Origin of the sequence: Microbacterium sp. No. 7, from assembly GCF_001314225.1 — a bacterium.
GTDB lineage: Bacteria > Actinomycetota > Actinomycetes > Actinomycetales > Microbacteriaceae > Microbacterium.
The window spans coordinates 109,529-135,111 of sequence record NZ_CP012698.1; the positions used below are offsets into that span (position 1 = coordinate 109,529).

The following is a 25,583-nucleotide window of genomic DNA, read 5'->3' on the forward strand; positions in this document are numbered from 1 at the left end:
CCGGACACCGGGCACCTCCAAGACTCAAAACAACGACGCGAACACCAAAATCAACACACGAAACAGAGGAGACCGACCATGAGCGAAAAGAACTTCACCCTTGGCGACAACGTCGAGCATTTCACCATCGAGGACGTGGCCAGGGACAATCCTGACTTCCGGAAGGTGCTGTGGACCGGAGAACACACCCAGATCGTGGTGATGACCATTCCGCCCGGTGGCGAGATCGGAGACGAGGTCCACGAACACACCGATCAGATCCTGACCTTCGTCTCCGGAACCGGCGAAGCCGACCTCAATGGCCACACCCACCCCATCGATGCCGGTGACCAGTGCGCGGTACCCGCCGGTGCCCAGCACAACTTCCGCAACACCGGCGACGAGCCGCTGGTGCTGTACACCATCTACAGCCCACCCGAGCACGCTACCGGCGCCGTATTCGCCACCCGGGAAGAGGCTGACGCCGCCGAAGCCGCCGGTGAGGACGAACCGCCCCGGTCCTGACCGCCACCGCCACGAAAGACCCACCCGGGACGTCGACGACGCGCCACCCAGTCCAGATCAGAAGGAGATTCGATTCATGTCCAAGGTTTATGTCTTCACCGGCTACGGCGGACCCGAGACCCAGCAACTGATCGAGGGGCCTGTTCCAACGCCCGGGCCCGGGGAACTGGCCATCGAAGTCCGAGCCGCCGGTGTAAATCCGGCGGACTGGAAGATCCGGGAAGGCCAGCTGGGCCGTCACTGGAGCCTGCCGGCGCCGATGGGCCGTGAAGCCGCCGGCGTAGTCACTGAGGTCGGCGACGGGGTCGAGGACTTCGCCGTGGGCGACGAGGTGCTCGGCCTGGTGGCGCCCGGGCAGGGTGGAATGGCCGAGCACACACTGCTGCGCGCCTCCACGACTGTGGCCAAGCCCGAGGAGATCTCCTTCGCCGACGCGGCCACCATCCCGGTGGCCGCAGCCACGGCCTACGACGCCACCCACCAGATTGAACTCAAACCTGGCCAGACCCTGCTACTGCTCGGCGCCGGCGGCGGAGTGGGACTGATGGCGACCCAGATTGGTCGCGTGCACGAGTTCACGGTCATCGGCGTGGCCAGCGCAACCAAGCGGGAACTCGTCGAGTCAACTGGTGCCACCTTCATCGAATCCGGTCCAGGGGTGGCCGATCGGGTGCGGCAGGTGAGTGCCGACGGCCCCGACCTGATTGTTGATCTCGTCGGTGGCGATGCGCTGCGTGCTGTTGCGGACCTGGTGCCCGACCGAACCCGGATCATCTCCGCAGCGGACCCAGACACCGCCGCCGAGCTGGGCGGCCTGGCCCTGGCACGCACGGATGAGGCCATGGCCAAGATCACCGAGGTCATCCAATACGGACTGGTCGATCCCCACGTGGACGCTCAGTTCGCCCTTGATCAAGCAGATCAGGCGATTGCCGCAGTGGAGACCGGACACGCCGCTGGAAAGATCATCGTGGTGCCCTAAGGCTGGCTCCACCGACACCACCGGGGGCGTGGGTGATTAACCGGCAAATCCGAAGACGAACACATGACAACAGATAACCACCATGGGAACGACCACCGGCACTGGGCCGCTTCCATTGGCTGACGAGCCGGGTGTCCTTAAGCCCGCCCGCCGCATACCCACACCGGGTAAAGAAAGGAGCATGATGACGCGACCCGATCATCACCGAACGCCAGAATCACCCACACCTGAGCAGCACGGAGACCATCCCGACACGCACTCGGGCGCCACGGATCACGGCGACAAGCACTCCGATGGCGGCGGTCACGACCATCATCACGCGCCTTTCCATTACGGCAGTCCAGATCATGACCCAGCACACCGTGACGAGCACGCCGGCCACCATGGCGATCACGGTCAGGCCGGCCAGCACCACGCCGGGCACGAGGACCACGGCGGTCATGCAGGCCACGGCGACCACGTCGGGCAGTTCAGGCGGCTGTTCTGGATCATGCTGGTTCTGGCGGTGCCAGTGGTGGGCTTCAACGACATGTTCGCCGACCTCCTGGGCTACCAGCTCCCCGATGCCGGATGGGTGTGGTGGGTCTCCCCAATTCTGGGCACCGTGATGTATGTCTGGGGCGGCCGGCCGTTCTTGACCGGCGCGGTTTCCGAGCTCCGCGCCCGCCAACCCGGCATGATGCTTCTCATCGGCCTGGCGATCACCGTGGCGTTCATCGCCTCCTGGGGCGCGAGTCTGCGAATTCTGGATCACGAGTTGAACTTCTGGTGGGAACTGGCCTTGCTGGTGGTCATCATGCTGCTGGGCCACTGGATCGAGATGCGTTCCCTGGCGCAGACCACCTCCGCACTCGATTCCTTGGCTGCCCTGCTGCCCGACGAGGCCGAGAAGATCGACGGCGACGACGTGGTCACAGTCGCTCCGGCCGACCTCGCGGTCGGTGACATCGTCATCGTGCGCCCCGGCGCCTCCGTGCCCGCCGACGGCAGAATCACCGACGGCTCGGCGAGCATGGACGAATCCATGGTCACCGGCGAATCCAAGTCCGTCCGACGCGAGACCGGCGAGCAGGTGGTCGCCGGCACGGTGGCCACCGATTCAGGCTTGCGCATCGAGGTCACCGCGATCGGCGAGGACACCGCCCTGGCCGGTATCCAGAAGCTGGTGACCGACGCGCAGACATCATCCTCGCGCGCTCAGCGCATCGCCGACACGGCGGCGGCCTGGTTGTTCTGGTTCGCACTCGGTGCGGCCGCGATCACCGCCGTCATCTGGAGCTTCCTAGGGATGCCGGATACGGCGGTGGTACGGACGATCACCGTGCTGGTGATCGCCTGCCCGCACGCACTGGGGTTGGCGATCCCGCTGGTGGTCTCGATCGCCACCGAACGCGCCGCCCGCGGCGGAGTGCTGGTCAAGGACCGCCTCGCGCTGGAGTCGATGCGAACGGTGGACACCGTCCTGTTCGACAAGACCGGAACCCTGACCAAGGGCGAGCCCAACGTCACCGGGATCGAACCGATCGAAGGGCACACCGAAGACGAGGTGCTGGCTCTGGCCGCAGCAGCCGAGAGCGACAGCGAGCACCCGCTGGCAAGGGCCGTGGTCGGGGCGGCGCGCGCCCGTGAGCTGGCCGTGGCCGAGGCGACCGACTTCTCCTCCTCGCCCGCTGTGGGTGTGAGGGCCAGGGTGGACGGCACCGTAGTCGAGGTCGGCGGCCCCCACCTCCTGGACCAGCATGGCCTCGACGAACTCGCCGTCGCCGATGAGTGGCGCACCGAGGGCGCGATCATCCTGCACATCCTTGCCGACAGCCAGGTGATCGGCGCGCTGCGGTTGGCCGATGAGGTCCGGTCCGAGTCCCGCGACGCCATCGATGCGCTCCACGCTGCCGGTGCGCAGGTCGTGATGATCACCGGCGACGCCCAGGCCGTGGCCGACACCGTCGCCGCCGAGCTGGGCATCGACCGAGTCTTCGCCGGGGTCCGGCCGGAGGACAAGGCCGCCATGGTCGCCGAACTTCAGGGCGAGGGCCGCAAGGTGGCCATGGTCGGCGATGGAGTCAACGATGCCCCGGCACTGGCCCAAGCCGATGTCGGCATCGCCATCGGCGCAGGCACCGACGTGGCCATCGCCTCCGCCGGTGTCATCCTGGCCAGCTCGGACCCGCGCTCGGTGCTGTCGGTCATCGACCTCTCTCGGGCCTCGTACCGGAAGATGAAGCAGAACCTCTGGTGGGCCGCCGGCTACAACCTCATCTCCGTACCGCTGGCCGCCGGAGTGCTCGCACCGATCGGATTCGTACTGCCGATGAGCGTTGGCGCGATCCTCATGTCCGCCTCGACCGTGGTGGTCGCGCTCAACGCCCAGTTGCTGCGTCGGCTAGATCTGACTCCAGCCCACAGCACCTCCAGGTTCCTCGACCGCGATACGTCCGGGTGAATACCCGACCGGACCGACATCAGATTCGCCAAGCCACGAAACAGGAGCAGACAGGATGGCCACCGAGACCAAAACACCGCTTGGTCAAGTTATGAACGGCCGTGGTTGGATGCGCCCCGCATGCACCTGTCTCAAACCTCTGAAGCGCCCCGGGTTTCGTGGAGGCTCGGTTATCTGGAACCGGCTCCGACGGGAACCTGTTCTCCAACGTAGCTGACGGGCTTGTGGGATGCCCAGTGGGCGGCCTCGAACTCGGCGGGCGGGACGTGTCCGATCTCGCCGTGCAGGCGCCGGTTGTACCAGTCGACGTATTCGGCGACCGCGATCTCGACGTCGCGGACCGACGCCCACCCGCCCTTGGGGCGCATGACCGGGTTGCGGATGCACTCGGCCTTGAACCGCGAGTTCAGCGCCTCGGCCATCGCGTTGAAGCTCCTATATTTGTCAACTCCCGATTTCGCCGGTCGTGGGGTGCGCTTTGACGAGGTGGTAGACCTCGCGGATCACATAGCGCTTGAGGCAGCGGATGATGTCTCGCTTGCTTCGGCCCTCAGCGGTGCGTCGGGCGACGTACGCGATGGTCGGCTCATGAAACCGCATCCTCACGATCACTGTCCGATAGATCGCGGCGTTGAGCTGGCGGTGGCCTCCGTGGTTGATGCGATGCTTCCCGCTGCTCATGCCCGAGCCTGTTGGGACGGGGGCGATGCCAGCGAGCTTGGCGAATGCGGCTTCGGAGTGGATCCGTTCCGGGTTGTCTCCGGCGACTATGAGGATTTCTGCGGCGGTGTCGACTCCGATCCCGAACTGCTCGAGCAGCTGCGGGGCGGTGCTGCGCACGAGGGCCTCGATGAGTTCTTCGAGTTCCTTGGCTTCCGCGTCCAGGGCAAGCCAGCGTCGCGCCAAAGTGCGGACCGAGTGGCGCAGCGCGTCGTCGGGAGTGTCCAGGTTCCGCGGTCGTGAGGCAGCGAGGTGTCGGGCGAGCTTCGGGCGTGACATTCTGTTCGTCTCGCGGCGCATCTCGTCCGTGCCGTGGACGAGCATCGCTTTCATCATGATCATCGTCGAGGAGCGGTTCACGACCGCGGAATCATGCACAACTTTCAACTGGCGGATCATCTCGACGGCGCCGTCGGCGGTTTTCGGAATCGCGGTCGCGAATCCGGCGAGCACGCTTCGCGCGGCGTTCTCTGCGTCGAGAGTGTCGGACTTGCCGTTCGCTCGCCGAAGCCGACGGTCAGGCCTGCCCGCTTCGACCACCTTGATGTCGTGCCGACGGAGGAACGATGTCAGGGTGGCCCCGTAGGACCCGGTGCCTTCGATCCCGAACGCGAGGATCCGACCGAACCCTTCCGCCCAAGCGAGTAGCTGCCGAAACCCACCGGTGTCGGTGGGGATCGTGAGCGTCGAGAGGATGCCACCGACCGTGTCCATCACGGCTGCGACGTGGATGTGTTTGTGCGTGTCGACGCCGACCACAATATGGCCCGATCGCGTCGAGGTGAGATCTGTCATCGTGTCCTGTCCTTCTGCCGGTTAGCGTGGAATCACGTTGTCGCCGGCGGGTGGACAGGACTGTCACGGGGACGCTCTCAAAGTCTGCTCCAGGCTCCTATCAGGTCACGCCCGACCGGCGGCAGCGCTCACTGCAAGCCCGGCCGGACGGTCGACAGATCAACGCAAAGGCACCATTCGGGCCGATCGTAAGCAAGGGTCAGACCGCGCCGGCCGGGACTACCGAATCAGTCTCGACCCGGCAGAAACAAACTGACAGTCGTAGCTGTCGCCGACCGTTCCGACGGACGCGACCGCGTCGGCTTCGGCGAGTCGCTCGGTGTAGCGAATCGCACGGTATTGACTGGGCTCAACCGGTGGAAGCAACACCTGATCGGAGGGTGTTGTGGGAAGACCATCGAACTGGATGAAGGAAGTGACCGGGCGAGCGCCGATGCGGTCACCCGGCGCACCATCGCACCCGCGAGTGAAGGAGCGTGAGTTCTGGACGAAGATCAGCACCGGCTTGCTCCCGACGGAGGCGGGCGTCGCGATCGGCGTGGCTCCAGTCTTGGGGTCGCGGTGGTTCCGACAATCAGGCGGTATGTCACCGTATTCATTGGGCCGCCCCCTTCGTTAGGTCCAGGCGATCTGTGAGTCGTCGGTTTCCATTCGATGGGTGCACTCCCGAGCGTAGTCGGCGGGGGCGATATAGCCGAGCGAGGAGTGCCGGCGGTGATGGTTGTACTCGTTCTTCCAGTCGCCGATCACGACCTGGGCGTGCAGGAGTGAGTAGAAGCTGTTGATGTTGAGGCACTCGTCGCGGATCCGGCTGTTGAACGACTCGACGTACCCGTTGCGCCACGGAGAGCCGGGCGGGATGTAGGACAGCCCGGTGCGGGTGCCGGCCCAGTCGGCCATCGCTTCGCTGATGAACTCCGGTCCGTTGTCCGATCTGAGCACAGCCGGGGCGCCGCGCACGGCGACGAGGTCCTCGAGGTGGGCGGTGAGGCGGTCGGCGGTGATCGACCGTTCGGTGAGCCCGCCGATGCACTCACGGGTGTGCTCGTCGACGATCGAGCAGATCTTGATCGGGCGGCCCTGCTCGTCCGCGTCGAACTGGAAGTCGACGGCCCACACCACGTTCGGTGCGTCTGCTGTAGGCGGGCCGACGGTGGAGGACCCGACGCGTTTGCGGCGACGGCGTTGCGGGACCCGGAGCCCTTCGTCGCGCCAGAGGCGTTGGATCTTCTTGTGGTTCACGGCCCAGCCCTCGGCGCGGGCGTCGTGGTACGCGCGTCGGTACCCGTAGCGGGGGTGGCTCTTCGCCCAGGCGCGCAGCCAGTCCCTGAGCGCCCGGTCCGGGTCCGCGACGGTGTCGCCCTTGCGCGGGCGCCGGTAGGCGGAGCGTGAGAGCCCGACCAGACGGCACGCCATCCGTTCGCTCACCTGCAGCTTGCGCTTGAGGTGAGCGACGGCGGCGCGGCGTCTGTCCGGGCTTAGAAGTTTCCCTCAGCCAGCTCCTTGAGCGCCGCCTTCTCCAGCTCCGCCTCCGCGAGCAGCCGCTTCAAGGTTGCGTTCTGCTTCTCGAGCTCCTTGAGCCGTTTCGCGTCGTCGGCCTTGAGCCCGCCGTACTGGTTCCGCCACCGGTAATACGTCTGCTCGGAGACTCCGAGGTCCCGGCACACCGCCGCGATGTCGGCGCCGTCGGCGAGCATCCTGTCGGCCTGCCCGAGCTTGCGGACGACCTGCTCCGGGGTGTGCCGCTTCCTGCTGTTCGTCATGATCTGACCAGTCTCCCTGCCCGCGACCGCGGACGACAGGACGACTCACATAACAACCGGACCTACGAAACGGGGTCAGCCCAGTGCACTTCAAGCTCACGCCCGAATGGCTAGATAGCCCAGAGAATCTGCGCTGGGCGCACCGCCGTGTTTGCAATAAGGCTGCTGAGCTGAGTCTCGATCAGACACGGTTGCACCTAATCGAACGCGGCATCCTGACCGCAGACGTCCCCTGACACTGAACCGCCGATAGGTTGAGAACGAATCAGGCGATGTCTACGCGGCCAGGCCATCTTGCTCCAGCGCGTTCCGACCGTTGTCTCGTGAGACATCCGACTTGCGCATAAACGCGGGGTCGATGACGCGCAGGGCAGTGAGGATCTGCCACGCGGCCAGTGCCTGCTCCGGGGCGTTCAGCTGGTCGATCGTGTCGACCGCGAGCTGCTCGAGGTCGATGTTCTCGGTGACGGCTCGGTCGACGGAGTCGATGTGCCCGGACTTGGCGGCGGCGAGCAGCTTGGCGTGTTCGTTGCGCCGCCGGTCGGTTTCCCACCAGGTCTCTCCCGGGAGGCCGAGATTCTCGCTGGCGGGACCGTCCCACAGGGGGCGGCGCCGAGCCATGCGCTGTGCCTCAATCTCGGTCGGCAGCGGCTGGTCGATACCCCAGGCCAGGCTGGACCAGATGTATCGTTCGGGAGCTTCACGGACGTAGCGCCACGGATTGACGCCGGTGCGGGCGATCAGCCGTTCGAGGAACACGGGCACGATGGCATTGCTGGCCATGAAGTGCGTGACGTCTTCCTTGGTGTAGTACGCGCCCTTGTCGGAGCCGCGGTTGTCGAGGCTTTCCTTCTCGTTGACGAACTGCTCGAAGATGTAGCCGAGCACGTCGGGGTTGATCTCGTTCTGGGACGCGGTTGGACGATCATCGAGGTGCCACTGGAAGCGGTCGAACAGGTCGAAGATTGAGGTGAAGATCTCGTCGGGGATCTCGATGGTGTTGTCGTGCTCGAGCTTGTGCTCGGCGAAGATTCCGCCGTTGATGTAGGGCACGTCGCCGACCAGGCCGGCGACGACGTCGTTGGGATACTGGCGCGACTCCACCTTTTGGCCCAGCCCCTCGTGGAACATCGGGAGCAGGAAGTCGCGATAGAACCCGTAGAACTGGCCCTCGCCAACCAGATCACGCAGCTGGTTGAGGCGATTCCGCAGATAGTCGGTGTCCTGATCCATGAACGACTTCTTCTGCATGAAGTAGATGAACATCAGCCGGTTCATCATCAGCGAGGAGTACCACTCCCGCTCGCTGTCGTCGGGGATGCCCTGGATGGCGACGGTGAGAGCGCGCTGTCTGCGGACGAACTGGTCGTAGAACCGTTTGGTGACGATGTCGGCGTCGAAAGCCGCGCGCATCTTGCGCAGTACATCGATGAGGGTGGGGCTCTCGTTGATCTTGATCTCGATGGTGCCGAGCCGCTGATTGAGGGCCTCATTGGTGGTGCCAACGGTGTGCCGATGCAGTGCCAAACGAGGTTGGCCGACACCCTCGGCATCTGCCGATTGCAGCCACCGCCACTCCTGGCGGGTGTGGTCGGAGAAGATGAGCAGTCGTGCGTCGGAGACTTTGCGCACGTGCTGGTCGATCAGTCGCTGTGTGCGCGCATCTGGAAGGTCGTTGCAGAGCCAGACCCGCAGACCCGAGTAGCCGGCGACCTGCTGCAGCGTGTACGTCTGCTCGTCGACGGTGACGCGCAGCGGTGCGAGGTCTGGTTTGTCCCAGCCGAGTTCCTCGAGAAACAGCGTCTGAAAATCACCCGAGTTGACGAGCTTCATCCGGGTTGATGCACTCATGACACCACCCCCATGGAGCACACGATGTGGATCGGATCGGCTGCCGCGATGTCGATCACAAGCCGCTTGTCGCGATGGAGCAGCACGAGTAGGTCGGCCAGGTCGTCGACGTCGCTGCGCGCGGCCAGCGCGGTCGTGAATCGCTTTTCGGCCTCCTTGGTGAGAGGACGTGTGAAGATCGCTTCGAGCGCGTCGGCGACGTCGCCCTTCCCGGCTACCAGGGCGCCGTTGAGACGGTTCCATACCCGCTTGCGGACGCCGCTGAGGCGGCCCTCGATATTGCCGCTCTGGATGAGGTTTCCCTGCGCCATCTGCACCAGGAGCGGAAAGTGGTCCGCGCGGGCGGCCAGCGCCGTGGTGTCGATGTCACAGCGGAACCGGCTGAGCGCCTCCTGCCCGGTGAGCAGACGGATGCCCTCTGCCGACCCGAACCCGAACCCGTCGTTGTCGTTCTCGGTGCGGACGTAACACACCACGCCGTCGACGTCCCGGTCGGACAGTGACGGCCTGGTCGCGTAAACGAGATCCGGCAGTGCTTTGACGCGGTCAGCGAGTTCGGGGTGCTCCTGCTCGGCGGAGCTCCACACTTCGTAAGCGAGGCTCGATGCGTCGACCTCGTTGTCGATCTCGTTGTCGTCGAGCTTGCCCTTATAAAGATCCTCGATGATCTTGACTTCGTCCTCGGAGCCGAAGAACTGTTCGTCTGATCCGAATACCTCGGCGTTGGCATGGAGGCGGTCTGCGATGCGCTGGCGGAGATTCAGGACCTGCTCCACGCCGTCGTGCCACAGCGAGTAGATGATGACCTCGTCGGATTTCTGGCCGACGCGGTCGACGCGGCCTGCCCGCTGGATCAGCCGGATGATCGCCCACGGCAGGTCGTAGTTGACCACAATGTGCGCGTCCTGCAGGTTCTGTCCTTCTGAGAGCACGTCGGTCGCGACGAGCACTCGGTACTCGGCTGAGGGGTCGATGATCTTGTTGAGCTCGATGTCGGTGAGCGTCGCGGAGCCAAGCATGTTGGACAGCGGGGCGAATCTGCGGGCGACGTCGGTCGGGTTGTTGGTGTCGCCGCTGGCGATCCCCACCCGGTCGATGCCCGCGGCTTTGAGCGCCTCGGCGACGTAGTTCGCCGTGTCCTTGTACTCGGTGAAGATCAGCACCTTCTCGTCGGGGTGTGTCTCGGTCAGCAACTTGAGGATCTCGGCCAGCTTTGAGTCCGCGTTCGTCGTCCACGCGCCGAACTCATTCAGCAAACCGGTGAGCGTCGTCGTGTCGGCCTTGAGGTCGTCGAGCAGCTTCGGGGTGAAGACGGAGGGGCGGATCCACCGCACCGACTTCGGTGTCGATGCACGCAGCGCCTCATACTCGCTCTGGCCGTCGCCGGATGCCGGAGGTTCGATGCCCTCGTAATCTTCCTCGGCGTCGTCGTCGCTTTCGGACGAGGTGAGCATGACATCCAGCAGCGTGCCCAGCGGGAGGTCGAGGTCGTTCTGGACGGCGTAGATGTACAGCTGGTTGCGGGCGATGTGGCGCTGCAGGGACACCATGAACGAGTACCCGCAGCTGGACAGCCGCTTATACAGCCCGCTGCGGACGAACCCGATCAGGTGGCCGCTACCGCGCTCGAAGCGCTCGACGATCACCTTCTCCTCGGGGGTGAGGTCGAGCGATTTCCGGAGATACGCGGACAGGTTGTAGCGCGGCAGGTTCAGGTTGTCGATCGCGTCGAGGGTCTCGACGGACTCCATCTTGGCTGCTGGGTCGTGCTCGCCGAACGAGTGCACCAGCGGTTTGGGTACGCGGGCCGGGAATGTGAACCTCGTACCGTTCGCAAAGGTGAGGTACTCCTTGCCGTGCTCGTCGACCAGTGCGTAGTTCTTGCGGACGAACGAGCGGGTGCGGCGGATGAGGTGCTCGCTCATCAGCCGCTTCCAGTCATCGGGCTCCTCGCTGCGCTTGAACGCCTCGAGCGTGCTTGTCTTGCCGTCGAGCTTCTCGGCGAAGCGGTCGTCCAGCGACATCGCGACCACGGGTTGCAGTCCGAGATCGTCGTCGGGGTCGATGTACAGCCCCAGCTGATTCCCGACGTCCTTGAAGCGGATGTTGTACGGCGTCGCGGTGAGCAGCAGCACTCGGCAGTCGTAGTTGCGGATGTAGTCGTAGAGCGCCCGATAGTCCTGACGGGTGTCGTTGCGCAGCGTGTGCGATTCGTCGACGATCACGAACTGGTAGCGGCCGAGGTTGGGCAGGCGCTTCGCCGCCATGCTGTACGGGACGACGGTGGCATTCAGGGCGTAGCGCTCTTTGTACTCCTCCCACATCTTCACAAGGTTGACGGGGCACACGATGAGCGTGCGGTAGCCCTCGGCCTCGTTGAGCATCATCGCGGTGGCTGTTGCGGTGATCGTCTTGCCGAGGCCGACAACGTCGCCGAGCATGGCGCCGCCCTTGGTCATGATGCGACGGGACAGCGTCTTCACGGCGCTCTCCTGGTACTCGAGCAGCTGGTCGCGCATCGACGGCGGCAGGGTGTACTCGATGAGCCCCTCGCGCACATCGCGGGAGAGATGCCAGCAGACCTTGAGGTAGACCTCGTAGGGGGTCAGCGGCGTCTCGCTCGCCCAGGACTCGTCGATGATCTCAATGAGATCGGCGGTGACGTCGATGGAAAACTTGTCGTTCCACCGATCCTCGAACCAGCTGTCAAGTTTTGCGGCTCCGTCCGAGTCGACGACGTCGACGTTGAGCTCGTAGTTGTTCGCGAGGCCGGCGATCGTGAGATTGGATGAGCCGACGTAGGCGACGATCGGTGTGATCTTGTCGTCCCGGTGGCAAATGTACGTCTTGCCGTGGAGGGGCCGGCGAGTGAACAGCTTGATCGCGACTCGGCCGTCCGCCAGCTGCGCGCGAAGTTCCCGAATGGTGGCCTCGTCCTGCGCGGTGGGGGCGCCGCGCATTAGCTGCTGTCGGAATTTGAGCTTTGCCTGCTGCTGACGCGCCTGCGCGGTCTTGCGGTCGATCACGTCCTCAAGTGGTCCACCCTCGAGTGTGCGCTGCAGGTGGTCGAGCACCTGTTCCTCTGGCTCGCCATGAACCATGCCGATCAGCACTCGAGCGATGGGTGAGCCGCCAGAATCGCGTCCTTGGACGACGTCACCAAACAGTTTCCAGCCGCGAATGTTGAAGTACCCAACAGCGGCGTCGATGCGGTTGGACTCGGAAAGCGTCTCGACGAGGTGACCACCGAGGTTGAGCTCGATGTTGTCGAAGATACGGGTCACGGTGCTCCTTGCGCGTCGTCGAGGGCCGCCCAACGGAGTTCCCTGCGCCCCTCAGAGTATCGGCGGATAACCGCTGAGCCCCGAAAGTCGGCGCCTCAGGAAAAGCCGCGGGCGGTGCTATGGAGTGAACGCCGTGTGTGCGCGCGCGTAAAAGGGCACCCGTCCGGAGCCAACTCAGATGCGGATTGTCAGATACACAACTGGGAGGGCGGCACCACTGCGAACAGAGGATGCTCTACGGACGGGTGCCCAGATCAGATGCTACCTGGTGAGCGTCGGAGCCCCTAGGTCGAACGGTCGCCGAGGGGGTCGTTTTCGAGGGGTCACGCGGAGATTGCCAGGGTCATGCCGGTGGGCTGCAGCGCGAGGATGCGCTGCGCCTTGGACTCTTCGATCTCCCGGGGGAGCTCGCCCTTACGCGCGCCGGAGCGTCCGTAGAGAAGGATCTTCACCCCGGTCTTGGAGACGTCTGCTTTCTCGGCGATGCCCAGGACGGTCATGCCGCCGGCCATCAGCTGTCGAACGTGCTCCCGGACGGGCTCGGCGGGCACACGAGCGGCCTGCTCGGTGATGCCGGCTTCACGACGCCGGCGCCGCTCCTCGGCGAGAGAGGCGTCAGCGCAGGAGATCTCCGCCGGGCAGGTCTCGCGGTCCTTGCACCCCAGCTGATACCCGTAGGCGGTGCCGTGGTGCTCGAGCGGGATGCCCTCGGCCCGGCGCTGCTGCATCCAGCGGCGGTGATACTCACGGCCTGCCTCGACGCACTCGGGGCGATCGCAGCCGCGTGCTCGGCAAGCGTTGGTGCCGTGCGGCTGCAGCTGGCGAGGCTGGGTGACGCGCGGGGCGCGACGGGGACGCGGGGAGCGAGGCTTGGCGGGTGCTCCCGGCCGCTCCTGGTCGATGCTCGCGAGCGCCGCGGCGGCAGCTTGGTGCTGGTTGGTCGCGGCGCTCAGCGCGTTCTCGATCGCGCCGTTGACGGACAGTCCTGTGCCGGATGCGATGGTGGCGGTCTTGAGCGCTGCGGCCGCTGCGGTCAGCTGGGCGCGGGCGACGGCTCGCTTCTGTCGCCACTGCTCGAGCTCGCCGACGTGCTGATCGAGCTCGCGGCGGTACTGCGCGAGATCTTCGCGGCGCCGGGTCTGCAGGTCTGCAGGCAGCTGCGGGATCGCCTCGGTGGCCTGGGTGAGCCACTTGTACCCGGGGTGGGGTCGCTGCGGCCGCGCCGGCGGCGTCTGGCGCTGCGGGGCGGTCGTGGCGCGGGGTGGCGTGGTCTTGGCGACGGCGCGTGCCCGCGGCCGTGCGGCCTTCGGGTGTGCAGCTGCGCGGCGCTCTTCGCGGGCGGCGATCTTGTCGCGCTGGCGGATGCCCTCTTTCGCGGCTGCGTCCCGCTCGAGGATCTCGGTCAGCGGTACGCCGGCGTCGATGAGTTTGGCGAAGGTGAAGTCGCCGCAATAGCGAGTGTGCACTGCGCGGCAGGGGAGGACGGCGGGGCATGCCGCGGTGCGGCAGCCGAGACGGTAGCCGTCCGGGGTTCCGTGCGGGAAGGTGTCGGTGAGGAGATCGAGGGTCGACATCGGTGGTGTCCTCTCAGTGCAGGTCGTACTCGATGAGCAGGCCGAGGGCGTCGGCGATGGCGCGCAGCCGGTAGCCGCGGCGGCCGTGCTCGACATGGCCGAAGATGTTGATGAACTCGAGCTCGCCGGGGGCGTCGTCGAGGTAGGCGATGGTGTGGATGTCCGCGGCGTCGAGGTACTGCCAGCCGTAGCGGTCGGCCGGCGTGTCGACGCGCGACTGAATCCATCGGACGATGACCGCGCCGAGCGGGCCGTCTGCGTTGGCGCGCGGCGAGTGTGGCGCGTTGGGGACCATGGCGTCGATGCCTCGAGGGCCGGCCGCGCTGGCGAGCAGATCGAAGCTGTCCAGGTCGAGATCGGCGAACAGGTCGGTGTAGTTGGTGCCGGTCTCGTCGCTGATGCGGATGTGGTGGAGGGCAAAGTTCATGGCGGGTCTCCTGGGGCGGGTCATCGAGTGCTCGGGCAGCGGGTGATTGCGCGATCGAGGGCGCTGCGATCGGCTGCGGAGATCTCGAGGGCGTAGTCGACGGCGACCTCGAGGTAACGGGTGGAGTAGGTGCAGGCGGCGGCGTCGCCGGCGGGCAGCCATTGGCTCGGGGTGCTGTCTCCCTTGCTCTGGTTGGCCGTGGTGGCTTGCAGGTTGGCCGGGTCGTTGGCGAACCGCTCGCGCTGCTCGGCGGTCCAGGAGTCGGCTCCCGATGACCAGGCGACGGCGAGGGGGATGATGTGGTCGATCTGCACGGGCTGGTAGCCCTCGCTGGTTCGGGTGAAGGTGACTGTCTCGCCGGTGAGCGGGTCGTGCAGGATGCCGGTCAGTGCGACGCAGTCGTTGGTGCCCGGCTTGTAGACGACGTCGACGAGATCGCGGCTGAGGATGTCGTTGCGGGTGTCGCACCCGTTGCGGTCGACGTCGGCCCAGCGGGGGCCGAACAGGTCGCGGGAGTAGCCCTCGGCCGCGGTGGCTGCCGGTGACGGCTGCGAGCTCGTCGACGTGGACGCGGGGAGCGGTGCGGGGGATGCGCCGGCGTCGACGCCGAGGTTCGTCAGCAGCAGCGCGGCGGCTGCTACGACGCCGACGACGCCGGCTGCGGCGCCTGCGGTGCGGGTGAGCTTCATTGGGTGACCTCCCGGGGTCTCACTGCATATAGGCCGGTCTCCCGGCCGTTCGCGGACGGCGAGTTGGAGCGGCCACGAGTCGGGGCCACTGCTGGCCGGCTCGCGGTCGCGTGTCACTCGGGGGAGTGCTCGCCGTGTCGACGAGATCTCCCCGACGACTTATGTTGTGTATCTGACATGCACAACACTAGTCGCGCGGGAGAGGGTCGTCAAGCCCCGATTGGAATGCGCTGCATTAGGAGATCTCGCGCGGCTTTGGGGTAGGGCGTCTGCTCGAGCGCGATCAGCTGCCGGCGCCGTTGGCGGGCGGTGCCGAGCGCCCAGGCGTAGCGGTGGTTGCCGGGGTGGCGGATCTTCTGCGTCCCGATCTCCTCGAGCGCTGTGCGCAGCCAGCTGCGGGCGTCCTCGTGTACTCGGCGTGCTCGCGCGCCGAGGGTCACCAGGTGTCGCTCTGCGGCGTCGGAGCCCTGCTCGCCGGTTCGGATCTTCGAGAGCGTGCGTTCCGAGAGCACGAGCCCTGCGGAGGGAACGTAGTTGATCGTGCGGGCGGTGGACCGGCCGAGGCTCACGGCGTTGGTGGCTTGGTAGATCACGCCGACGTGGCCGGGGGTGATCGTCTCGATGCGGGTGATCGGTTGGCCGTCCTCGTTGACGTCAGCGACCGTGCGCTGCCGTTGCAGAGGGTCGGCGAAGGTGACGATCCCCCGGAGGCCGGCCGCGGCGGCCTGGCGCCAGACCTGTGCGAGGAACCACGATTCGGCGTTCGCCGGCACGGCGTCGGTGAGCACGAAGCGGCCGAGCTCGAGCGATTCGGTGAACGGCTCGAGCTCGGGGAAGACGTTGGTGAGGACGGCTGCTCGCATGGGCACCGACAGGACGGCGACGCCGACCAGGGGGCCGTCGTCGAAGAGGGTCTCGTCATCGGTAAACAGGCCCCACGCGAGGCGGGAGGCGGGGTAGGACGCGCTGTAGTGATGGCGGCATACGAATGCGCGCGCGACTGCCTCGGGGATCGCCGCGACGGTGAACCGCCGGCGATCGAACCCGCCTTCGGAGGCATGGCGCCAGGAGTGTCGGCCGAGCGTCCACCGCTGGCAGGCGGTGGACGTCGGCGAGGCCGGCTGGGGCATCACGCGCTGAGTGTGCGGCGGATGCTGTCGACCATCGAGTCGTCGACGTCGACGAAGTCGCCCGAGGCGTCATCGAACCCGACGATCACGACGTCGCCGACGAGCGGGCGCTTCGCGATCGCGCTGGCAAGGAGGTTCATCGGGAGGCGCTGGATCAGCCCCTCCTCGTTGGCGATGAGGTCGTGGCGGTCGTCGAGGCTGACGGTCTCGATGTAGCCGCCGACCGCGCGCTGGTAGTCCTCGAGCTCGGCGAACGCTGCGATCGCGAGCTCGCCGGTCGTCGTGATCAGCAGGCCCTTGGTGCCGGGCGCTTCGGTGGGCGCCGTGTACGTGTGGTTGTGCGAGCAGTTCGCTGTGGTGGTGGCGACCGTGCAGGTCGTGCCGTCGCTGTGGGTGGCGATCCAGGTCGTGATGGTCATGGCATCCTCCATGTGTGTTGTGTATCTGACATGCACAACATTAGCAGCAGGGGCGGACGTCGGCAAGGGGTCTGCAGCGGCAGGGGATCGACGGCGTGAGACGATGCCGCGGTGACCACCACCCAGCACATCGGCGCAGCGGGCGAGCTGCTCGTGCAGTATCGGCTCCTCAAGCTCGGCATCGACTCGGCGAGGATGACGACGGACTCCGGTATCGACCTGGTGGTCTACTCGCCGCTGCGCGCGGAGGCTGTCACCGTTCAGGTCAAGACCCAGACGGCTCCCTCTCCCTCGGGCGGCAAGGGCGCGCTGTCGGTCGGGTTCTACTTCCCCGACGACCTGCGGGCGGAGATCCTCGCATTGGCGCTGCTGTCTACCGATCAGGTGTGGCTGTTCACCCGAGACGAAGCGCGCGAACTCGCGCAGCAGCACAACGCGAAAGGCAACCGGCAGCTGTACTGGTACATGCAGCAGCGGCCGGCGCGAGGCCTCGGCCAGGCGCCGCTGCACGCCGGCGACGTCGAGCAGCACCTGCTCGAACGCTGCACGGCCGCTCTGTTCGTAGTGCCAGCGCCGGCGGTCGATGCGGATCAGCGTCGGTAGGGGCCGCTCGTCGCAAGTTGTCCGATCCGGGCAACTGCGATCGGCGTGGGGCGGCTGAGCGGTGAGCGGGTGGATTGAGTGGGCCGGACGGCATCCTCGGCGGGGCCTTCGATCTCGAACCCGCACTCGCAGCTGTACAGGCCGACGTCCGGGACGTCGGTGGAGGGAAGGTACATAACCTTCGGCTGGCCGCAGATCAGACAACGCATGATGATCCTCCTTGAGCTAGTTGTGTATCTGACATACACAACACTAGCAGACCGAGCGGACGAAGGGAAGCGGATCTGCTGGCGCTCGAGGCGCTGCCTATCCAGCGGCCGCCGTGGTGTTCGCGCCGCCGTAATGCGGGCGGAGGTCTTCGCGGGCGAAGGCGATGCGGAAGGGGCGGGGGCGGCGGTGTCAGGGGCGCCGCCCCCGCCGGCAGCGGGCCGGGTGGAGGACGAAAGGGCCGGCTGCCATCGACGGGCGAGCGGCGAGCGGCGAGCGCTCATCAGGCTGCGTGTTGGCGCCCGTCCTGCCGGGGGGATCGACCTGGTGGTGCGATCCCCGCGGGTCTGGGGGTCTGTGGTTGCCCTGCTATGAGGTTGTGTATCTGACATACACAACACTAGTGCATGTCGGGGGATGCTGCAACCCCTGTGGTGGTGGTCGGGGGTTCAGGTGCGCAGCTGCGCGCGGGTGTGAGGGGCGGGGCTGTGCAGGATGCGGGTGAGCGTGCGCGCGGTGCGCGCCCACTTGCGGATGCCGAACGCGGGGATGAGCAGCAGCGGGATGCCGGCGGCCGCGGCAGGCCAGGAGAGCAGCCCGAACGCGCCGAGGAGCACGATGCCGCCGAGGATGTGCCAGGTGATCATCGAGGCCGCGTGTCGGCGAGCTCGAGCGGCGCGGTGCAGGATGTCGCCGTGTGAGGCGATCGGGGCCTTGCGGATGTGGCGGCGCCACAGCAGCAGCGCGAGAAGCGCGGCGAGCCAGAGCAGCAGCAGCGCGGGCGTCGCGAGGGCGAGCGGGTCGAGGTTCTGCGGGTTTCCCATGGGGGTGTCCTCTCCGGGCTGTGGTGCGGGGGCCGGCGGGTGGCCGGCCCCCGCGGTCCTCAGCGTCCGAGCAGTTCGTAGGCCTCGTCGGCGCTGGTGACCAGGTGGGCGTCGGCCTCGCGGATGAGGCGGTGGCATCCGGTGGATGCGGCGGACGTGATCGGGCCGGGGACCGCGCCGATGGTGCGCCCGAGGGTCGCGGCGTGGTTCGCGGTGGTGAGCGACCCCGACCGGGCGCCGGCCTCGACGACGACGGTCGCGGCGGTGGTCGCGGCGATCAGTCGGTTGCGAGCGAGGAAGCGCCAGCGGGTAGGTGCCGCGCCGGGGGCGACCTCGCTGGCGATCGCGCCGCCGCGATCGGCGATCCGGGCGATCAGGTCGCTGTTCCCGGCGGGGTAGGGGCGGTCGGCTCCGCCGGCCAGCCAGGCGACGGTGGACCCGCCTGCGGCGAGCGCTGCGCGGTGAGCGGCGGCGTCGATGCCGTAGGCGGCGCCGCTGACGATGACGATGCCGCGGCCGGCGAGGTCGGCGGCGATCTCGGCGGTGACGTGCTCGCCGTAGCTGGTGGCGGCGCGGGCTCCGATCAGGGCGAGCCGGTCGCTCAGGTCGCGGGTGAGGGGGGTGAGGGTGCCGCGCGCCCAGATGACGTGCGGGGCGGCGTCGCCGAGGTCGCTGAGGCCGGGGATGGTGGCCGGGTCGATCAGGGTGATGCCGTGGCGGGCGGCGAGCGCGAGGGCCTCGTCGATGTGGCGGGGGTTGTGGCGGGGCAGCCAGCGGGCGGCGGCTTGTGTGGCCTCGTCGGCGTCGATGTCTGCCGCGGTGAGGGCGGCGAGGAGGGTGTCGCGGCCTGCGGCGAGCGCCTCGAGGGCGGTGGTGTGGCCGGCGTGGCGGGTGAGGGCTCCGGCGGTGGCGTCGCCGGGCTCGGTGATCGTCGACCAGGCGGCGCGGGCCTCGAGGGCGGTGGCGGTGGTGAGTGTGGTGTTCATGTCGTCCTCCCGAACGTGTTGTGTATCTGACATACACAACAGTAGCAGATTGGGCGGACAAAGGGAAGCGGATGCCCGCAGGGGTTTCGTGCTCGAGCGCTCGAGCTCGAGCGAGGAGGGGGGCGCCCGCCGGGGATGCGGCGAGCGCCCGCTTGCCTAGTCGTCTGTCTCGGTGGTCCGGGCGAGGGTGTCGATGATCAGGGTGCCGTCGCTGGTGGGAGCGGTGACGGTCGAGATCAGAGCGAAGCCGCGGCGGCCGTAGTCGTCGAGATCCTGCATCCGGTAGGAGATGTTGTTGTTGTTGGCGGGCTGGCCCTCTTTGGTGTCGTAGATCCGAGTGGAGATCGACTCGTAGGTGACCTTGGTTGTCATGGCTCCTCCTAGTGACTGTGTTGTGTATCTGACATACATAACAGTAGCACTTGCCGCCGACATTGGCGAGCACCGGGATAGGGGTGCTGCCTCATATAGGCCGGGGCTGGCACCCCTCCCGGACATGGGAGGTTCCGGTGCGGGCGGGCGGAGGTTCCGCCGCGTCGGTGTCACGCGGCGAGCGCAGCGTGGCAGTCGGTACAGACCTCCGTTCGGGTGTGCTTGGGATCGGCGGTGTCGAGGATCGTCACGACGTAGCCGTTGGCGTCCTGGTCGCCGCACTCGGCGCACACCAGAGGGCCGGTTGCGGCGAGCGCGGCGGTGGTGTCGGTGGTGGTCATTGGGCTCCGTCCGGGTCGGTGGCCCTGGCGGGGCGTTGTGTGCCCCGCCAGGGGTGGGTTAGACCCGCTCCGTGCTGATGATCGACACGTCGAAGCTCTCGCTCCCGTTGTCGCGGTAGGCGGCGATCACATCGTCGATGTCGATCCCGTCGCGGGCGTTCTCGTCGGCGTCGTCCTCCGTCGTGGCGCTCGTGGAGTAGGTGAGGCGAACGGTCACGGTGACCTCGGCCTCGACCTCCCAGTCGCGGTGTCGGGGGGTGCCGTTCATCGCCTCGGCGAGACGGTCGTACTCCTGGCAGAAGTCGGCGTGATCGGCGATCCGGCCCGCCTTGTCCCAGAAGTCGATCAGGCGGGGGTCCGACCCGTCCGTGATCTGCTCGGTGCGAAGCCGCTCGATCTCGCGCTCGCGCTCGGCGACCTGCGCGCGGGCCTGCTCGAGCTCGGAGTGAGCTCGAGCCAGCTCGCCGGCGAACGCGCCGCGGCGGTCGGTGACCGGCGGGGTGCCGGGGAAGGTCAGGGGGCCTTCCGCGATCCCGCTGGCCGGGGCGGTGATGGTGATGTCAGTCATATCGTCCTCCCTTGAACGTGTTGTGTATCTGACATACACAACACTACGCGAGGGGTCCGACATTGGCAGGAGACGCGCGGACACCGACCCGGCAGGGGCCGGCATCCGCGCGGCGGCTAGCGCATGCCGCTGTCCACGCTGTCTGCCAGCCACGCGGCGGCGTTGAGCATGTCGTGCGCGGCCTCGATCTCGGCGTCGTTGCTGTCACCCTCGGCGGCGGCGTTGAGGTTCGCGATCCCCTCGCGGACGTCCGCCACCTGCACGCTGAGGGTGCCGAACGCTGCGCGTGCGGCTTTGGCCATGAGGGCGCGCACGGTGTGCGCGTCGATCGGCTGCGCCCGCAGTGCGAGGGCGAACGTTTCGGCGTCGCCGTACCCGGCGGCGATCACGGCATCCGCGATCTGCTGCGCGGACTCGGGCGCGCCCTGCACCAGGATCGAGTCGGGCGCGGACGGCCCGCGAAACGCTCCGGGCGCGTCGTGCCGCTCGGGGTCGCCGTCGTACAGGGGCGGGCCGTCGTTGAGGTTCACGCGCAGCCATCCGGCATCCTGCGCGGTGTCGATCTGCACCACCGGCACGCCGTCGCGCTGGCCTCGGTAGTGGGTCACGGTGATGCCCTCGGCGGGCGTCAGCTGGTCGGTCATGGTGTCCTCGGTGAGGTCCGGGCCGCACCCTCCCGGGGGAGGGTGCGGCGTTCAGGGTCAGCGCGAGAACGCGAACTCGGGCAGGTGACCGGCATCCACGAACGTCCGCACGATCTGCGACAGTCCGTGCTCGGAGTCGATCGCCAGCGCGCGACGCGCGTAGGCGTCGGCGTGGGTGGAGCGCCCCAGCGCCCAGGACAGCCACGCGGCGGCCGCCAGCGGCCCCACCTGCGCCTCCTCGGGCGAGAGGGCCGCGACGTACCGGCAGGCCGTTAGAGCGGCGTCCAGACGCTTCGGGTCCGGGCGCGGCCCCTCACCCCACATGACCCGCGCCAGGTGCGCCGGGTACTTTTCGCCCTGCTCCCAGCCGATCTGCGCGTCCAGCGCGCTCTCACCGGCGGCGAAACCGTGCGCCCACTGCACCAGGGCGATATCGCGCGTCGCGGGCCGGTTCAGCATCGCCGACAGCAGCGCCACCGCGCCCGCCTCGAGGTCCGACCCATCCCAGGACAGCGCCTGCTCGATCGCGTCCAGCAGATCGCCGCCCGCCATCGCCAGCGCCACCGGCAGGTCGGTCGGCAGAGCCTCCGCGACCTGAGCCGCCAGCGCCTCGTCGACGGTGGGGAGCGTCGCCCCGGCGCGCTGGTCGGAAGCGGTCAGCATCGCCGCCAGGTGCGCGGGAGTCTCCGGCAGAGCCTCGGTCCCGTCCTCGCCGATGCGGCCCCAGGCGTCCCCGGCGACGTACAGCCGGTCGATCATCTGCATCCCGCACATGTCGGCCTGCATGGCGATCGCCGAACCGACCGCCTCGGCCTGCTCGCGCTCGCCGTAGACGATCAGAGCGACGCCGGTGGCGTTCTCGACCTTGCACAGCAGGCCCATCGCCACCGCGGCGAACGAGCCGGCGTTCTCGACGGCGGGAACGTCGAAGCGCATGGCGCCGATCGTGCGAGTGCCAGCGAACGGCACCGCGACGACCGACTCGGTGGGGCGGTAGCCCAGCATCGCCGGGACCGCCGTGAGGAAGTCGCCCGCTCCGGTTGCTTTGTGGATGGTGGTCATCTCGTCCTCCTAAGACGTGTTGTGTATCTGACATACACAACACTAGTCGATGCGATGACGATTCGCAACCTTTCCACTGCGCTCGGCGGATACTTCTATCTATTGCGCTTTAGTTCCGTCTATGTGATACTTCTATCTATGAGCGCATATCCGTGGGTATTTGAACCGAACGATCTCGTCCTCTTCGTCTGGCCTCGTCAGCACGAGACGCTCCGCCGAGCCGGCGGGTCTGTGGTCTCTCCGCAAGAGGCTGCGAGCGAGGCGTGGGCAATGGACGCAGCCAAGGCGGAGCGCGTCCGCATCCTCGTGTCCGTCTTTGAGGGAACGATCGTCGGCGCATGGGCGGTCAGCGGGGTTACCAACGAACTGCGAGCGCCCGAGGGGAAGACCCGGCGGGTGAATCGCGCGAGCTTCGAGACGCACGACGATCCGCGTCTGCACTATCTGACGGGGCGGGCATCGCAGCTCGGCCCGCGCAGGAACCCGCAGGCGACTATCGAGATCCGTGACCTCGATGGCAGCGACATGCTCCTGGAAGACCCGGTAGACGTCCCTGCGCATGGTGTGGCGCGGGTGGGCGAGTATGTGCTGTCGGTCCTCGAGGACGGCTCCGCGACCCTGACCTACCCGGCATCGGCGCCGGTGACTCTGCGACCGGTCGCGTAGGCCGCCTGCCGCGCTCGCCGCGGCCGATTGCCAGGCATGCGGGGATGCCCCACCGGTGTCGATCCCGGCGGGCATCCGAGCCGCGCGTCAGCGGCCCCGGGCTAGTCCTCCCATGACCGGCGTGGGGCGAAGTGGAACCGCTCTGCACCTTCGTTGTGGGCGAGATCCTCGGCGCGGGCTCGGTACTCCTCATCGCTAAGCCGGGAGCCGTGGCCGTTGGCCCAGGGGAGCGGGTCGCGGTCGCCCTCGGTTTCGCCCTCCCAGACCTCGCGGATGATGTGGTCGGCGGTGTCGTGTTCGTGCAGCGCGTCGAACAGCGCTGCCAGAGTGAAGCCCTCGCCCATGTTGATCCGGTTGAGCACTTCTTCCGAGTTCCAGTAGCCGACCATCTGCGCGGCCTCGGTGATGACCTCGCGGTCGATCTCGACGGTGACAGTTGCCATGATCCCTCCATCTGTTGTGTATCTGACACCTATAACTCTATGGGCGGGGTCCGACATTGCACCGGCCCCGGGTGGAGCGCCCCGCTTGATCGGATCGGCGGGGCGCTCGCGACTCACGCGGCGTAGGTGCAGGGCACCTGCTGGCCGTGGTGCCAGCCGTCGCACTCGATGCGCCCGAGCTTGCGGGCGTCGTTCCGGCATGCGCGGCGGGCGTCGGCTTCCTCGGCGTCGATGCGCGAGGCGTGCAGCGCCTCGATGTGTTCCAGCTTCCCGGTGAACCCGTCGTGATCCGGCAGGCCCGCAACGGCCCACAGGCGCGCGCACAGGCCGAACCCCTCGTGTGAGAGCGGGGCGCGCTCTGCGGCCGCCAGCAGGCCGATCACGACCTCTACAGCGGTGCCCGGGCGGGTGTCCTGCCCGTGCGCGACCCTCTCGAGAATCTCCCGCGCGTGCGCCCGGTAGACCGCCTCTACGCTCATCCGCTCGGCGGCGTCGCCACCGCTGAGCAGCGAGAACGAGTGATAGATCGCGTCAGCCTGCTCGGGGTGCCTGCTCGCCGCCTGCGCGATCTCGTCCTCGGCCCAGCCGATCCGGTCGAAGATCGCCCCGAAGCTGAGCTCGAAGCTCGCCAGGATCTCCGCTGCCGTGTCCGTCGTCGTGGTGCTCATCGCATCCTCCATATGTTGTGTATCTGACACACACAACAATAGGCGGAGCCTCCGACATTGGCACGGAGACGGAAGCGCCCCGCCTGCTCGCGCGGGCGGGGCGCTCGGGTGGGGGAGATCAGCAGATCTCGAACCCCCCGCAGTGGCGCAGGAATGCCGCGAACTCGCGCACGTTCTCCACGTCGAACGGGTAGGACTTGCCGAAGTGCTCGCGGCGGCCGGTCCCGGCGCAGCCGTTGCATCCGCCCTTGCCCGTGTCGGGGTCGCGCGGCTTGTCGTAGCCGTACTCCCGGCCGATGGCGTCGGTGCGCAGGCCCGTGCCCTGGCACAGGTCGCACTCGCTGTCCGGCAGTGCGCTCAGCTCGGCGGCGTACTGATCGGCGTAGGCCGTCACGCGCCCGCTGGCGAGGTCACGGTCCAGCGCGTCGGCCAGGGCCACGGACGCGGCCGCGTCGAGCCCGTCACCGTCGTTGCTCTGCCAGTGGATGCACCCGGCGGTGAGGTCCGGGTAGGTCGTGGTCAGGAACTCGGCGAGCGGGTGCCACCACCACACGTTGTTGCGGAAGTAGCCGCCGACCTCGGCGGTGGCGTTCTTGCCGTAGACGTCCATTCCCATGATGTCCTCCTAAAGACATGTTGTGTATCTGACACACACAACATTAGGAGGGGGGTCGGACATTGGCCGGGGGCCGCTGGGTAGATGCAGAGCGCCCCGCCGGATGATCCCGGCGGGGCGCTGGCGGCGGGGTTTCTACCGGGTGCCGTCGAGGCCGTTGACCAGCCAGAGCGCCGCGGCCGCGAGATCCCCACCGCCTCCGAGCGCAGCGCGCACCGCCGCAACGCTCGCCGCGAGGTCCGTGGGCACCAGCCCGGACACGCGAGCGCGTGCGGCCTGGTACTCGCCGCCCACGTACACGTCGAGGCTCTGCCCCGCCTCGTCGGCATCGCGGGTGTCCCACTCCTGCAAGACCTCGGCGCGCGATCCCGGATGGCGGCGGGTGATGTCCTTTGTGAGGTCGTAGATCCCCTCGGCCTCGTACTTCGAGTGCCCGGTGATCTGCCAGCCCTCGCCGTCTCGATCCACGGCCTGATCCATCATGTCGAGCCCTGCCCGGTCGATCGCCTTCCGCAGTCTCTTCTCCGTCAGCTTCGGCGCCTCGGTGATCGTGATGACGTTCCACGTAGACATTGCTGTCCTCCCTTGTGTTGTGTATCTGACACCTGAAACACTAGAGGCTGGGTCAGACACTGGCCGGGGAGCTAGGGGGCCGCGCAGCGGTTCCCGGAGCCCACACCAGCACCACCCTCAGCGGGCCGTGAGAGCCCGCAGAGCGGCCGGAATCGGCACCGCCAGGGAACAGGGGCCGGCAGGGGAGCCGGCTTCGAGCTCGGCGGCTCAGGAGGCCGTAACGGCGCGCAGCGCCGGGAGGCTCTGAGCCGCCCCTACCGGCTCGCCCTCCTCTGTGCGCACGCATGCCCAGCCCCCTCCGAATCGGGGGCGGAGGCACCCGCTCAGCCCCCTCGGGGAGGGCGCGCAGCGGCCGACCTGCGTGGCCCCGTGGGCGGCTTGCCGCCCACCCGGAGCACGGCGCGCAGCGCCGGGCACCCCATCCGCAGG

At 67.5% G+C, this 25,583-nt stretch carries 28 protein-coding genes and 1 pseudogene; 6 read left to right on the top strand and 23 right to left on the bottom strand.

Annotated features, from left to right (window positions below):
• Window positions 1-78 precede the first annotated feature (78 nt).
• Window positions 79-504, top strand: coding sequence for a cupin domain-containing protein (locus AOA12_RS21735; protein ID WP_054682998.1), 426 nt, complete (start codon window positions 79-81; stop codon window positions 502-504).
• A 76-nt stretch (window positions 505-580) separates the two neighbouring features.
• Window positions 581-1,486 carry an NADP-dependent oxidoreductase gene (locus tag AOA12_RS21740; RefSeq protein ID WP_054683000.1) on the top strand — a complete coding sequence of 302 codons (906 nt, stop codon included), beginning with the start codon at window positions 581-583 and terminating at the stop codon, window positions 1,484-1,486.
• Window positions 1,487-1,703: 217 nt separating this feature from the next.
• Here AOA12_RS21740 and AOA12_RS24130 read toward each other — a convergent pair whose 3' ends face one another.
• The gene (locus AOA12_RS24130) at window positions 1,704-1,946 is read right to left on the bottom strand and encodes a hypothetical protein (protein WP_054683002.1); all 243 of its coding nucleotides are present in this window, start codon (window positions 1,944-1,946) and stop codon (window positions 1,704-1,706) included.
• A gap of 30 nt (window positions 1,947-1,976) precedes the next feature.
• Between AOA12_RS24130 and AOA12_RS21750 the strand changes: the two genes are divergently transcribed.
• Complete coding sequence (locus AOA12_RS21750) at window positions 1,977-3,929, top strand: heavy metal translocating P-type ATPase (protein WP_054683004.1); 1,953 nt, start codon at window positions 1,977-1,979, stop codon at window positions 3,927-3,929.
• A 170-nt stretch (window positions 3,930-4,099) separates the two neighbouring features.
• Here the strand turns inward: AOA12_RS21750 and AOA12_RS21755 are convergent, their stop codons facing one another.
• The 3 genes from AOA12_RS21755 to AOA12_RS23405 form a co-directional block, all read right to left on the bottom strand.
• On the bottom strand, window positions 4,100-4,351 hold the full coding sequence (locus AOA12_RS21755) for an IS3 family transposase (RefSeq protein WP_054683006.1): 252 nt from the start codon (window positions 4,349-4,351) through the stop codon (window positions 4,100-4,102).
• A 22-nt stretch (window positions 4,352-4,373) separates the two neighbouring features.
• The gene (locus AOA12_RS21760) at window positions 4,374-5,444 is read right to left on the bottom strand and encodes an IS110 family transposase (RefSeq protein WP_054683009.1); all 1,071 of its coding nucleotides are present in this window, start codon (window positions 5,442-5,444) and stop codon (window positions 4,374-4,376) included.
• 219 nt (window positions 5,445-5,663) lie between these two features.
• Complete coding sequence (locus AOA12_RS23405) at window positions 5,664-5,945, bottom strand: hypothetical protein (protein WP_156366488.1); 282 nt, start codon at window positions 5,943-5,945, stop codon at window positions 5,664-5,666.
• Between AOA12_RS23405 and AOA12_RS24210 the strand changes: the two are divergent.
• A pseudogene (locus tag AOA12_RS24210) lies at window positions 5,851-6,045 on the top strand (IS30 family transposase); the annotation flags it as partial. The gene AOA12_RS23405 and the pseudogene AOA12_RS24210 overlap by 95 nt on opposite strands.
• 14 nt (window positions 6,046-6,059) lie before the next feature.
• On the opposite strand, the gene AOA12_RS21765 reads toward AOA12_RS24210, so the two are convergent.
• The 8 genes from AOA12_RS21765 to AOA12_RS21805 all read right to left on the bottom strand — a co-directional run bounded on the left by AOA12_RS21765 (window position 6,060) and on the right by AOA12_RS21805 (window position 16,581).
• Window positions 6,060-7,207 (bottom strand): IS3 family transposase gene (locus AOA12_RS21765; protein WP_143003726.1). Its coding sequence is split into 2 segments (ribosomal slippage): window positions 6,060-6,937 and window positions 6,937-7,207, totalling 1,149 coding nucleotides; the frame shifts between segments, so codons are not numbered across the junction.
• A gap of 276 nt (window positions 7,208-7,483) precedes the next feature.
• A complete protein-coding gene (locus tag AOA12_RS21775; protein WP_231637270.1) occupies window positions 7,484-9,058 on the bottom strand; it encodes a hypothetical protein in 1,575 nt (524 codons plus the stop codon).
• Window positions 9,055-12,342, bottom strand: coding sequence for a helicase-related protein (locus tag AOA12_RS21780; RefSeq protein ID WP_054687440.1), 3,288 nt, complete (start codon window positions 12,340-12,342; stop codon window positions 9,055-9,057). Before AOA12_RS21780 ends, AOA12_RS21775 begins: the two co-directional genes overlap by 4 nt.
• Window positions 12,343-12,665: 323 nt before the next feature.
• Window positions 12,666-13,916, bottom strand: a complete 1,251-nt coding sequence (locus tag AOA12_RS21785) for a hypothetical protein (protein WP_054687442.1) — start codon at window positions 13,914-13,916, stop codon at window positions 12,666-12,668.
• Window positions 13,917-13,929: 13 nt separating this feature from the next.
• Window positions 13,930-14,343: a hypothetical protein gene (locus tag AOA12_RS21790; protein WP_054687444.1), complete on the bottom strand. Its 414-nt coding sequence runs from the start codon at window positions 14,341-14,343 to the stop codon at window positions 13,930-13,932.
• A gap of 20 nt (window positions 14,344-14,363) precedes the next feature.
• On the bottom strand, window positions 14,364-15,032 hold the full coding sequence (locus tag AOA12_RS21795; protein ID WP_054687447.1) for an HNH endonuclease family protein: 669 nt from the start codon (window positions 15,030-15,032) through the stop codon (window positions 14,364-14,366).
• A 209-nt stretch (window positions 15,033-15,241) separates the two neighbouring features.
• Window positions 15,242-16,162, bottom strand: a complete 921-nt coding sequence (locus tag AOA12_RS21800; protein ID WP_054687449.1) for a Mom family adenine methylcarbamoylation protein — start codon at window positions 16,160-16,162, stop codon at window positions 15,242-15,244.
• Window positions 16,162-16,581, bottom strand: a complete 420-nt coding sequence (locus AOA12_RS21805) for a DUF3846 domain-containing protein (protein ID WP_054687451.1) — start codon at window positions 16,579-16,581, stop codon at window positions 16,162-16,164. Before AOA12_RS21805 ends, AOA12_RS21800 begins: the two co-directional genes overlap by 1 nt.
• A gap of 111 nt (window positions 16,582-16,692) precedes the next feature.
• Between AOA12_RS21805 and AOA12_RS21810 the strand changes: the two genes are divergently transcribed.
• The gene (locus AOA12_RS21810; protein ID WP_054687453.1) at window positions 16,693-17,184 is read left to right on the top strand and encodes a hypothetical protein; all 492 of its coding nucleotides are present in this window, start codon (window positions 16,693-16,695) and stop codon (window positions 17,182-17,184) included.
• A 656-nt stretch (window positions 17,185-17,840) separates the two neighbouring features.
• Here AOA12_RS21810 and AOA12_RS21820 read toward each other — a convergent pair.
• From AOA12_RS21820 to AOA12_RS21845, 7 genes are all read right to left on the bottom strand, one after another.
• The gene (locus AOA12_RS21820; RefSeq protein WP_054687456.1) at window positions 17,841-18,215 is read right to left on the bottom strand and encodes a hypothetical protein; all 375 of its coding nucleotides are present in this window, start codon (window positions 18,213-18,215) and stop codon (window positions 17,841-17,843) included.
• A gap of 59 nt (window positions 18,216-18,274) precedes the next feature.
• A complete protein-coding gene (dprA, locus tag AOA12_RS21825) occupies window positions 18,275-19,201 on the bottom strand; it encodes a DNA-processing protein DprA (protein WP_054687458.1) in 927 nt (308 codons plus the stop codon).
• A 156-nt stretch (window positions 19,202-19,357) separates the two neighbouring features.
• Window positions 19,358-19,573 (bottom strand): hypothetical protein, encoded by a 216-nt coding sequence (locus tag AOA12_RS21830; protein WP_054687460.1) that lies wholly within the window; start codon window positions 19,571-19,573, stop codon window positions 19,358-19,360.
• A gap of 170 nt (window positions 19,574-19,743) precedes the next feature.
• Window positions 19,744-19,914, bottom strand: coding sequence for a hypothetical protein (locus AOA12_RS23410; RefSeq protein WP_156366704.1), 171 nt, complete (start codon window positions 19,912-19,914; stop codon window positions 19,744-19,746).
• Between the two features lie 58 nt (window positions 19,915-19,972).
• Entirely contained in the window at window positions 19,973-20,482 is a 510-nt protein-coding gene (locus AOA12_RS21835) for a hypothetical protein (RefSeq protein ID WP_054687461.1), read from the bottom strand.
• 116 nt (window positions 20,483-20,598) lie between these two features.
• Window positions 20,599-21,126 carry a hypothetical protein gene (locus AOA12_RS21840; RefSeq protein WP_054687462.1) on the bottom strand — a complete coding sequence of 176 codons (528 nt, stop codon included), beginning with the start codon at window positions 21,124-21,126 and terminating at the stop codon, window positions 20,599-20,601.
• Window positions 21,127-21,183: 57 nt separating this feature from the next.
• Window positions 21,184-22,188: a DUF4192 family protein gene (locus tag AOA12_RS21845; protein WP_054687463.1), complete on the bottom strand. Its 1,005-nt coding sequence runs from the start codon at window positions 22,186-22,188 to the stop codon at window positions 21,184-21,186.
• A 54-nt stretch (window positions 22,189-22,242) separates the two neighbouring features.
• Here AOA12_RS21845 and AOA12_RS23980 point away from each other — a divergent pair, with 54 nt between their 5' ends.
• On the top strand, window positions 22,243-22,854 hold the full coding sequence (locus AOA12_RS23980; RefSeq protein ID WP_156366705.1) for a hypothetical protein: 612 nt from the start codon (window positions 22,243-22,245) through the stop codon (window positions 22,852-22,854).
• A 101-nt stretch (window positions 22,855-22,955) separates the two neighbouring features.
• Here AOA12_RS23980 and AOA12_RS21855 read toward each other — a convergent pair whose 3' ends face one another.
• From AOA12_RS21855 to AOA12_RS21870, 4 genes are all read right to left on the bottom strand, one after another.
• A complete protein-coding gene (locus AOA12_RS21855; RefSeq protein ID WP_054687468.1) occupies window positions 22,956-23,297 on the bottom strand; it encodes a hypothetical protein in 342 nt (113 codons plus the stop codon).
• A 113-nt stretch (window positions 23,298-23,410) separates the two neighbouring features.
• Complete coding sequence (locus tag AOA12_RS21860) at window positions 23,411-23,965, bottom strand: hypothetical protein (RefSeq protein ID WP_054687470.1); 555 nt, start codon at window positions 23,963-23,965, stop codon at window positions 23,411-23,413.
• A gap of 118 nt (window positions 23,966-24,083) precedes the next feature.
• Window positions 24,084-24,581 carry a hypothetical protein gene (locus AOA12_RS21865; protein ID WP_082406568.1) on the bottom strand — a complete coding sequence of 166 codons (498 nt, stop codon included), beginning with the start codon at window positions 24,579-24,581 and terminating at the stop codon, window positions 24,084-24,086.
• A gap of 135 nt (window positions 24,582-24,716) precedes the next feature.
• Entirely contained in the window at window positions 24,717-25,154 is a 438-nt protein-coding gene (locus tag AOA12_RS21870; RefSeq protein WP_054687473.1) for a hypothetical protein, read from the bottom strand.
• Window positions 25,155-25,583 lie beyond the last annotated feature (429 nt).

What these genes read in the sequence shown, in the direction of transcription:
- AOA12_RS21735 (WP_054682998.1), top strand. Translation starts at nt 79, where the DNA reads ATGAGCGAAAAGAACTTCACCCTTGGCGACAACGTCGAGCATTTCACC.
- AOA12_RS21740 (WP_054683000.1), top strand. Translation starts at nt 581, where the DNA reads ATGTCCAAGGTTTATGTCTTCACCGGCTACGGCGGACCCGAGACCCAG.
- AOA12_RS21750 (WP_054683004.1), top strand. Translation starts at nt 1,977, where the DNA reads ATGCTGGTTCTGGCGGTGCCAGTGGTGGGCTTCAACGACATGTTCGCC.
- AOA12_RS21755 (WP_054683006.1), bottom strand. Translation starts at nt 4,351, where the DNA reads ATGGCCGAGGCGCTGAACTCGCGGTTCAAGGCCGAGTGCATCCGCAAC.
- AOA12_RS21760 (WP_054683009.1), bottom strand. Translation starts at nt 5,444, where the DNA reads ATGACAGATCTCACCTCGACGCGATCGGGCCATATTGTGGTCGGCGTC.
- AOA12_RS21775 (WP_231637270.1), bottom strand. Translation starts at nt 9,058, where the DNA reads ATGAGTGCATCAACCCGGATGAAGCTCGTCAACTCGGGTGATTTTCAG.
- AOA12_RS21785 (WP_054687442.1), bottom strand. Translation starts at nt 13,916, where the DNA reads ATGTCGACCCTCGATCTCCTCACCGACACCTTCCCGCACGGAACCCCG.
- AOA12_RS21790 (WP_054687444.1), bottom strand. Translation starts at nt 14,343, where the DNA reads ATGAACTTTGCCCTCCACCACATCCGCATCAGCGACGAGACCGGCACC.
- AOA12_RS21795 (WP_054687447.1), bottom strand. Translation starts at nt 15,032, where the DNA reads ATGAAGCTCACCCGCACCGCAGGCGCCGCAGCCGGCGTCGTCGGCGTC.
- AOA12_RS21800 (WP_054687449.1), bottom strand. Translation starts at nt 16,162, where the DNA reads ATGCCCCAGCCGGCCTCGCCGACGTCCACCGCCTGCCAGCGGTGGACG.
- AOA12_RS21805 (WP_054687451.1), bottom strand. Translation starts at nt 16,581, where the DNA reads ATGACCATCACGACCTGGATCGCCACCCACAGCGACGGCACGACCTGC.
- AOA12_RS21820 (WP_054687456.1), bottom strand. Translation starts at nt 18,215, where the DNA reads ATGGGAAACCCGCAGAACCTCGACCCGCTCGCCCTCGCGACGCCCGCG.
- dprA (WP_054687458.1), bottom strand. Translation starts at nt 19,201, where the DNA reads ATGAACACCACACTCACCACCGCCACCGCCCTCGAGGCCCGCGCCGCC.
- AOA12_RS21830 (WP_054687460.1), bottom strand. Translation starts at nt 19,573, where the DNA reads ATGACAACCAAGGTCACCTACGAGTCGATCTCCACTCGGATCTACGAC.
- AOA12_RS23410 (WP_156366704.1), bottom strand. Translation starts at nt 19,914, where the DNA reads ATGACCACCACCGACACCACCGCCGCGCTCGCCGCAACCGGCCCTCTG.
- AOA12_RS21835 (WP_054687461.1), bottom strand. Translation starts at nt 20,482, where the DNA reads ATGACTGACATCACCATCACCGCCCCGGCCAGCGGGATCGCGGAAGGC.
- AOA12_RS21840 (WP_054687462.1), bottom strand. Translation starts at nt 21,126, where the DNA reads ATGACCGACCAGCTGACGCCCGCCGAGGGCATCACCGTGACCCACTAC.
- AOA12_RS21845 (WP_054687463.1), bottom strand. Translation starts at nt 22,188, where the DNA reads ATGACCACCATCCACAAAGCAACCGGAGCGGGCGACTTCCTCACGGCG.
- AOA12_RS23980 (WP_156366705.1), top strand. Translation starts at nt 22,243, where the DNA reads ATGACGATTCGCAACCTTTCCACTGCGCTCGGCGGATACTTCTATCTA.
- AOA12_RS21855 (WP_054687468.1), bottom strand. Translation starts at nt 23,297, where the DNA reads ATGGCAACTGTCACCGTCGAGATCGACCGCGAGGTCATCACCGAGGCC.
- AOA12_RS21860 (WP_054687470.1), bottom strand. Translation starts at nt 23,965, where the DNA reads ATGAGCACCACGACGACGGACACGGCAGCGGAGATCCTGGCGAGCTTC.
- AOA12_RS21865 (WP_082406568.1), bottom strand. Translation starts at nt 24,581, where the DNA reads ATGGGAATGGACGTCTACGGCAAGAACGCCACCGCCGAGGTCGGCGGC.
- AOA12_RS21870 (WP_054687473.1), bottom strand. Translation starts at nt 25,154, where the DNA reads ATGTCTACGTGGAACGTCATCACGATCACCGAGGCGCCGAAGCTGACG.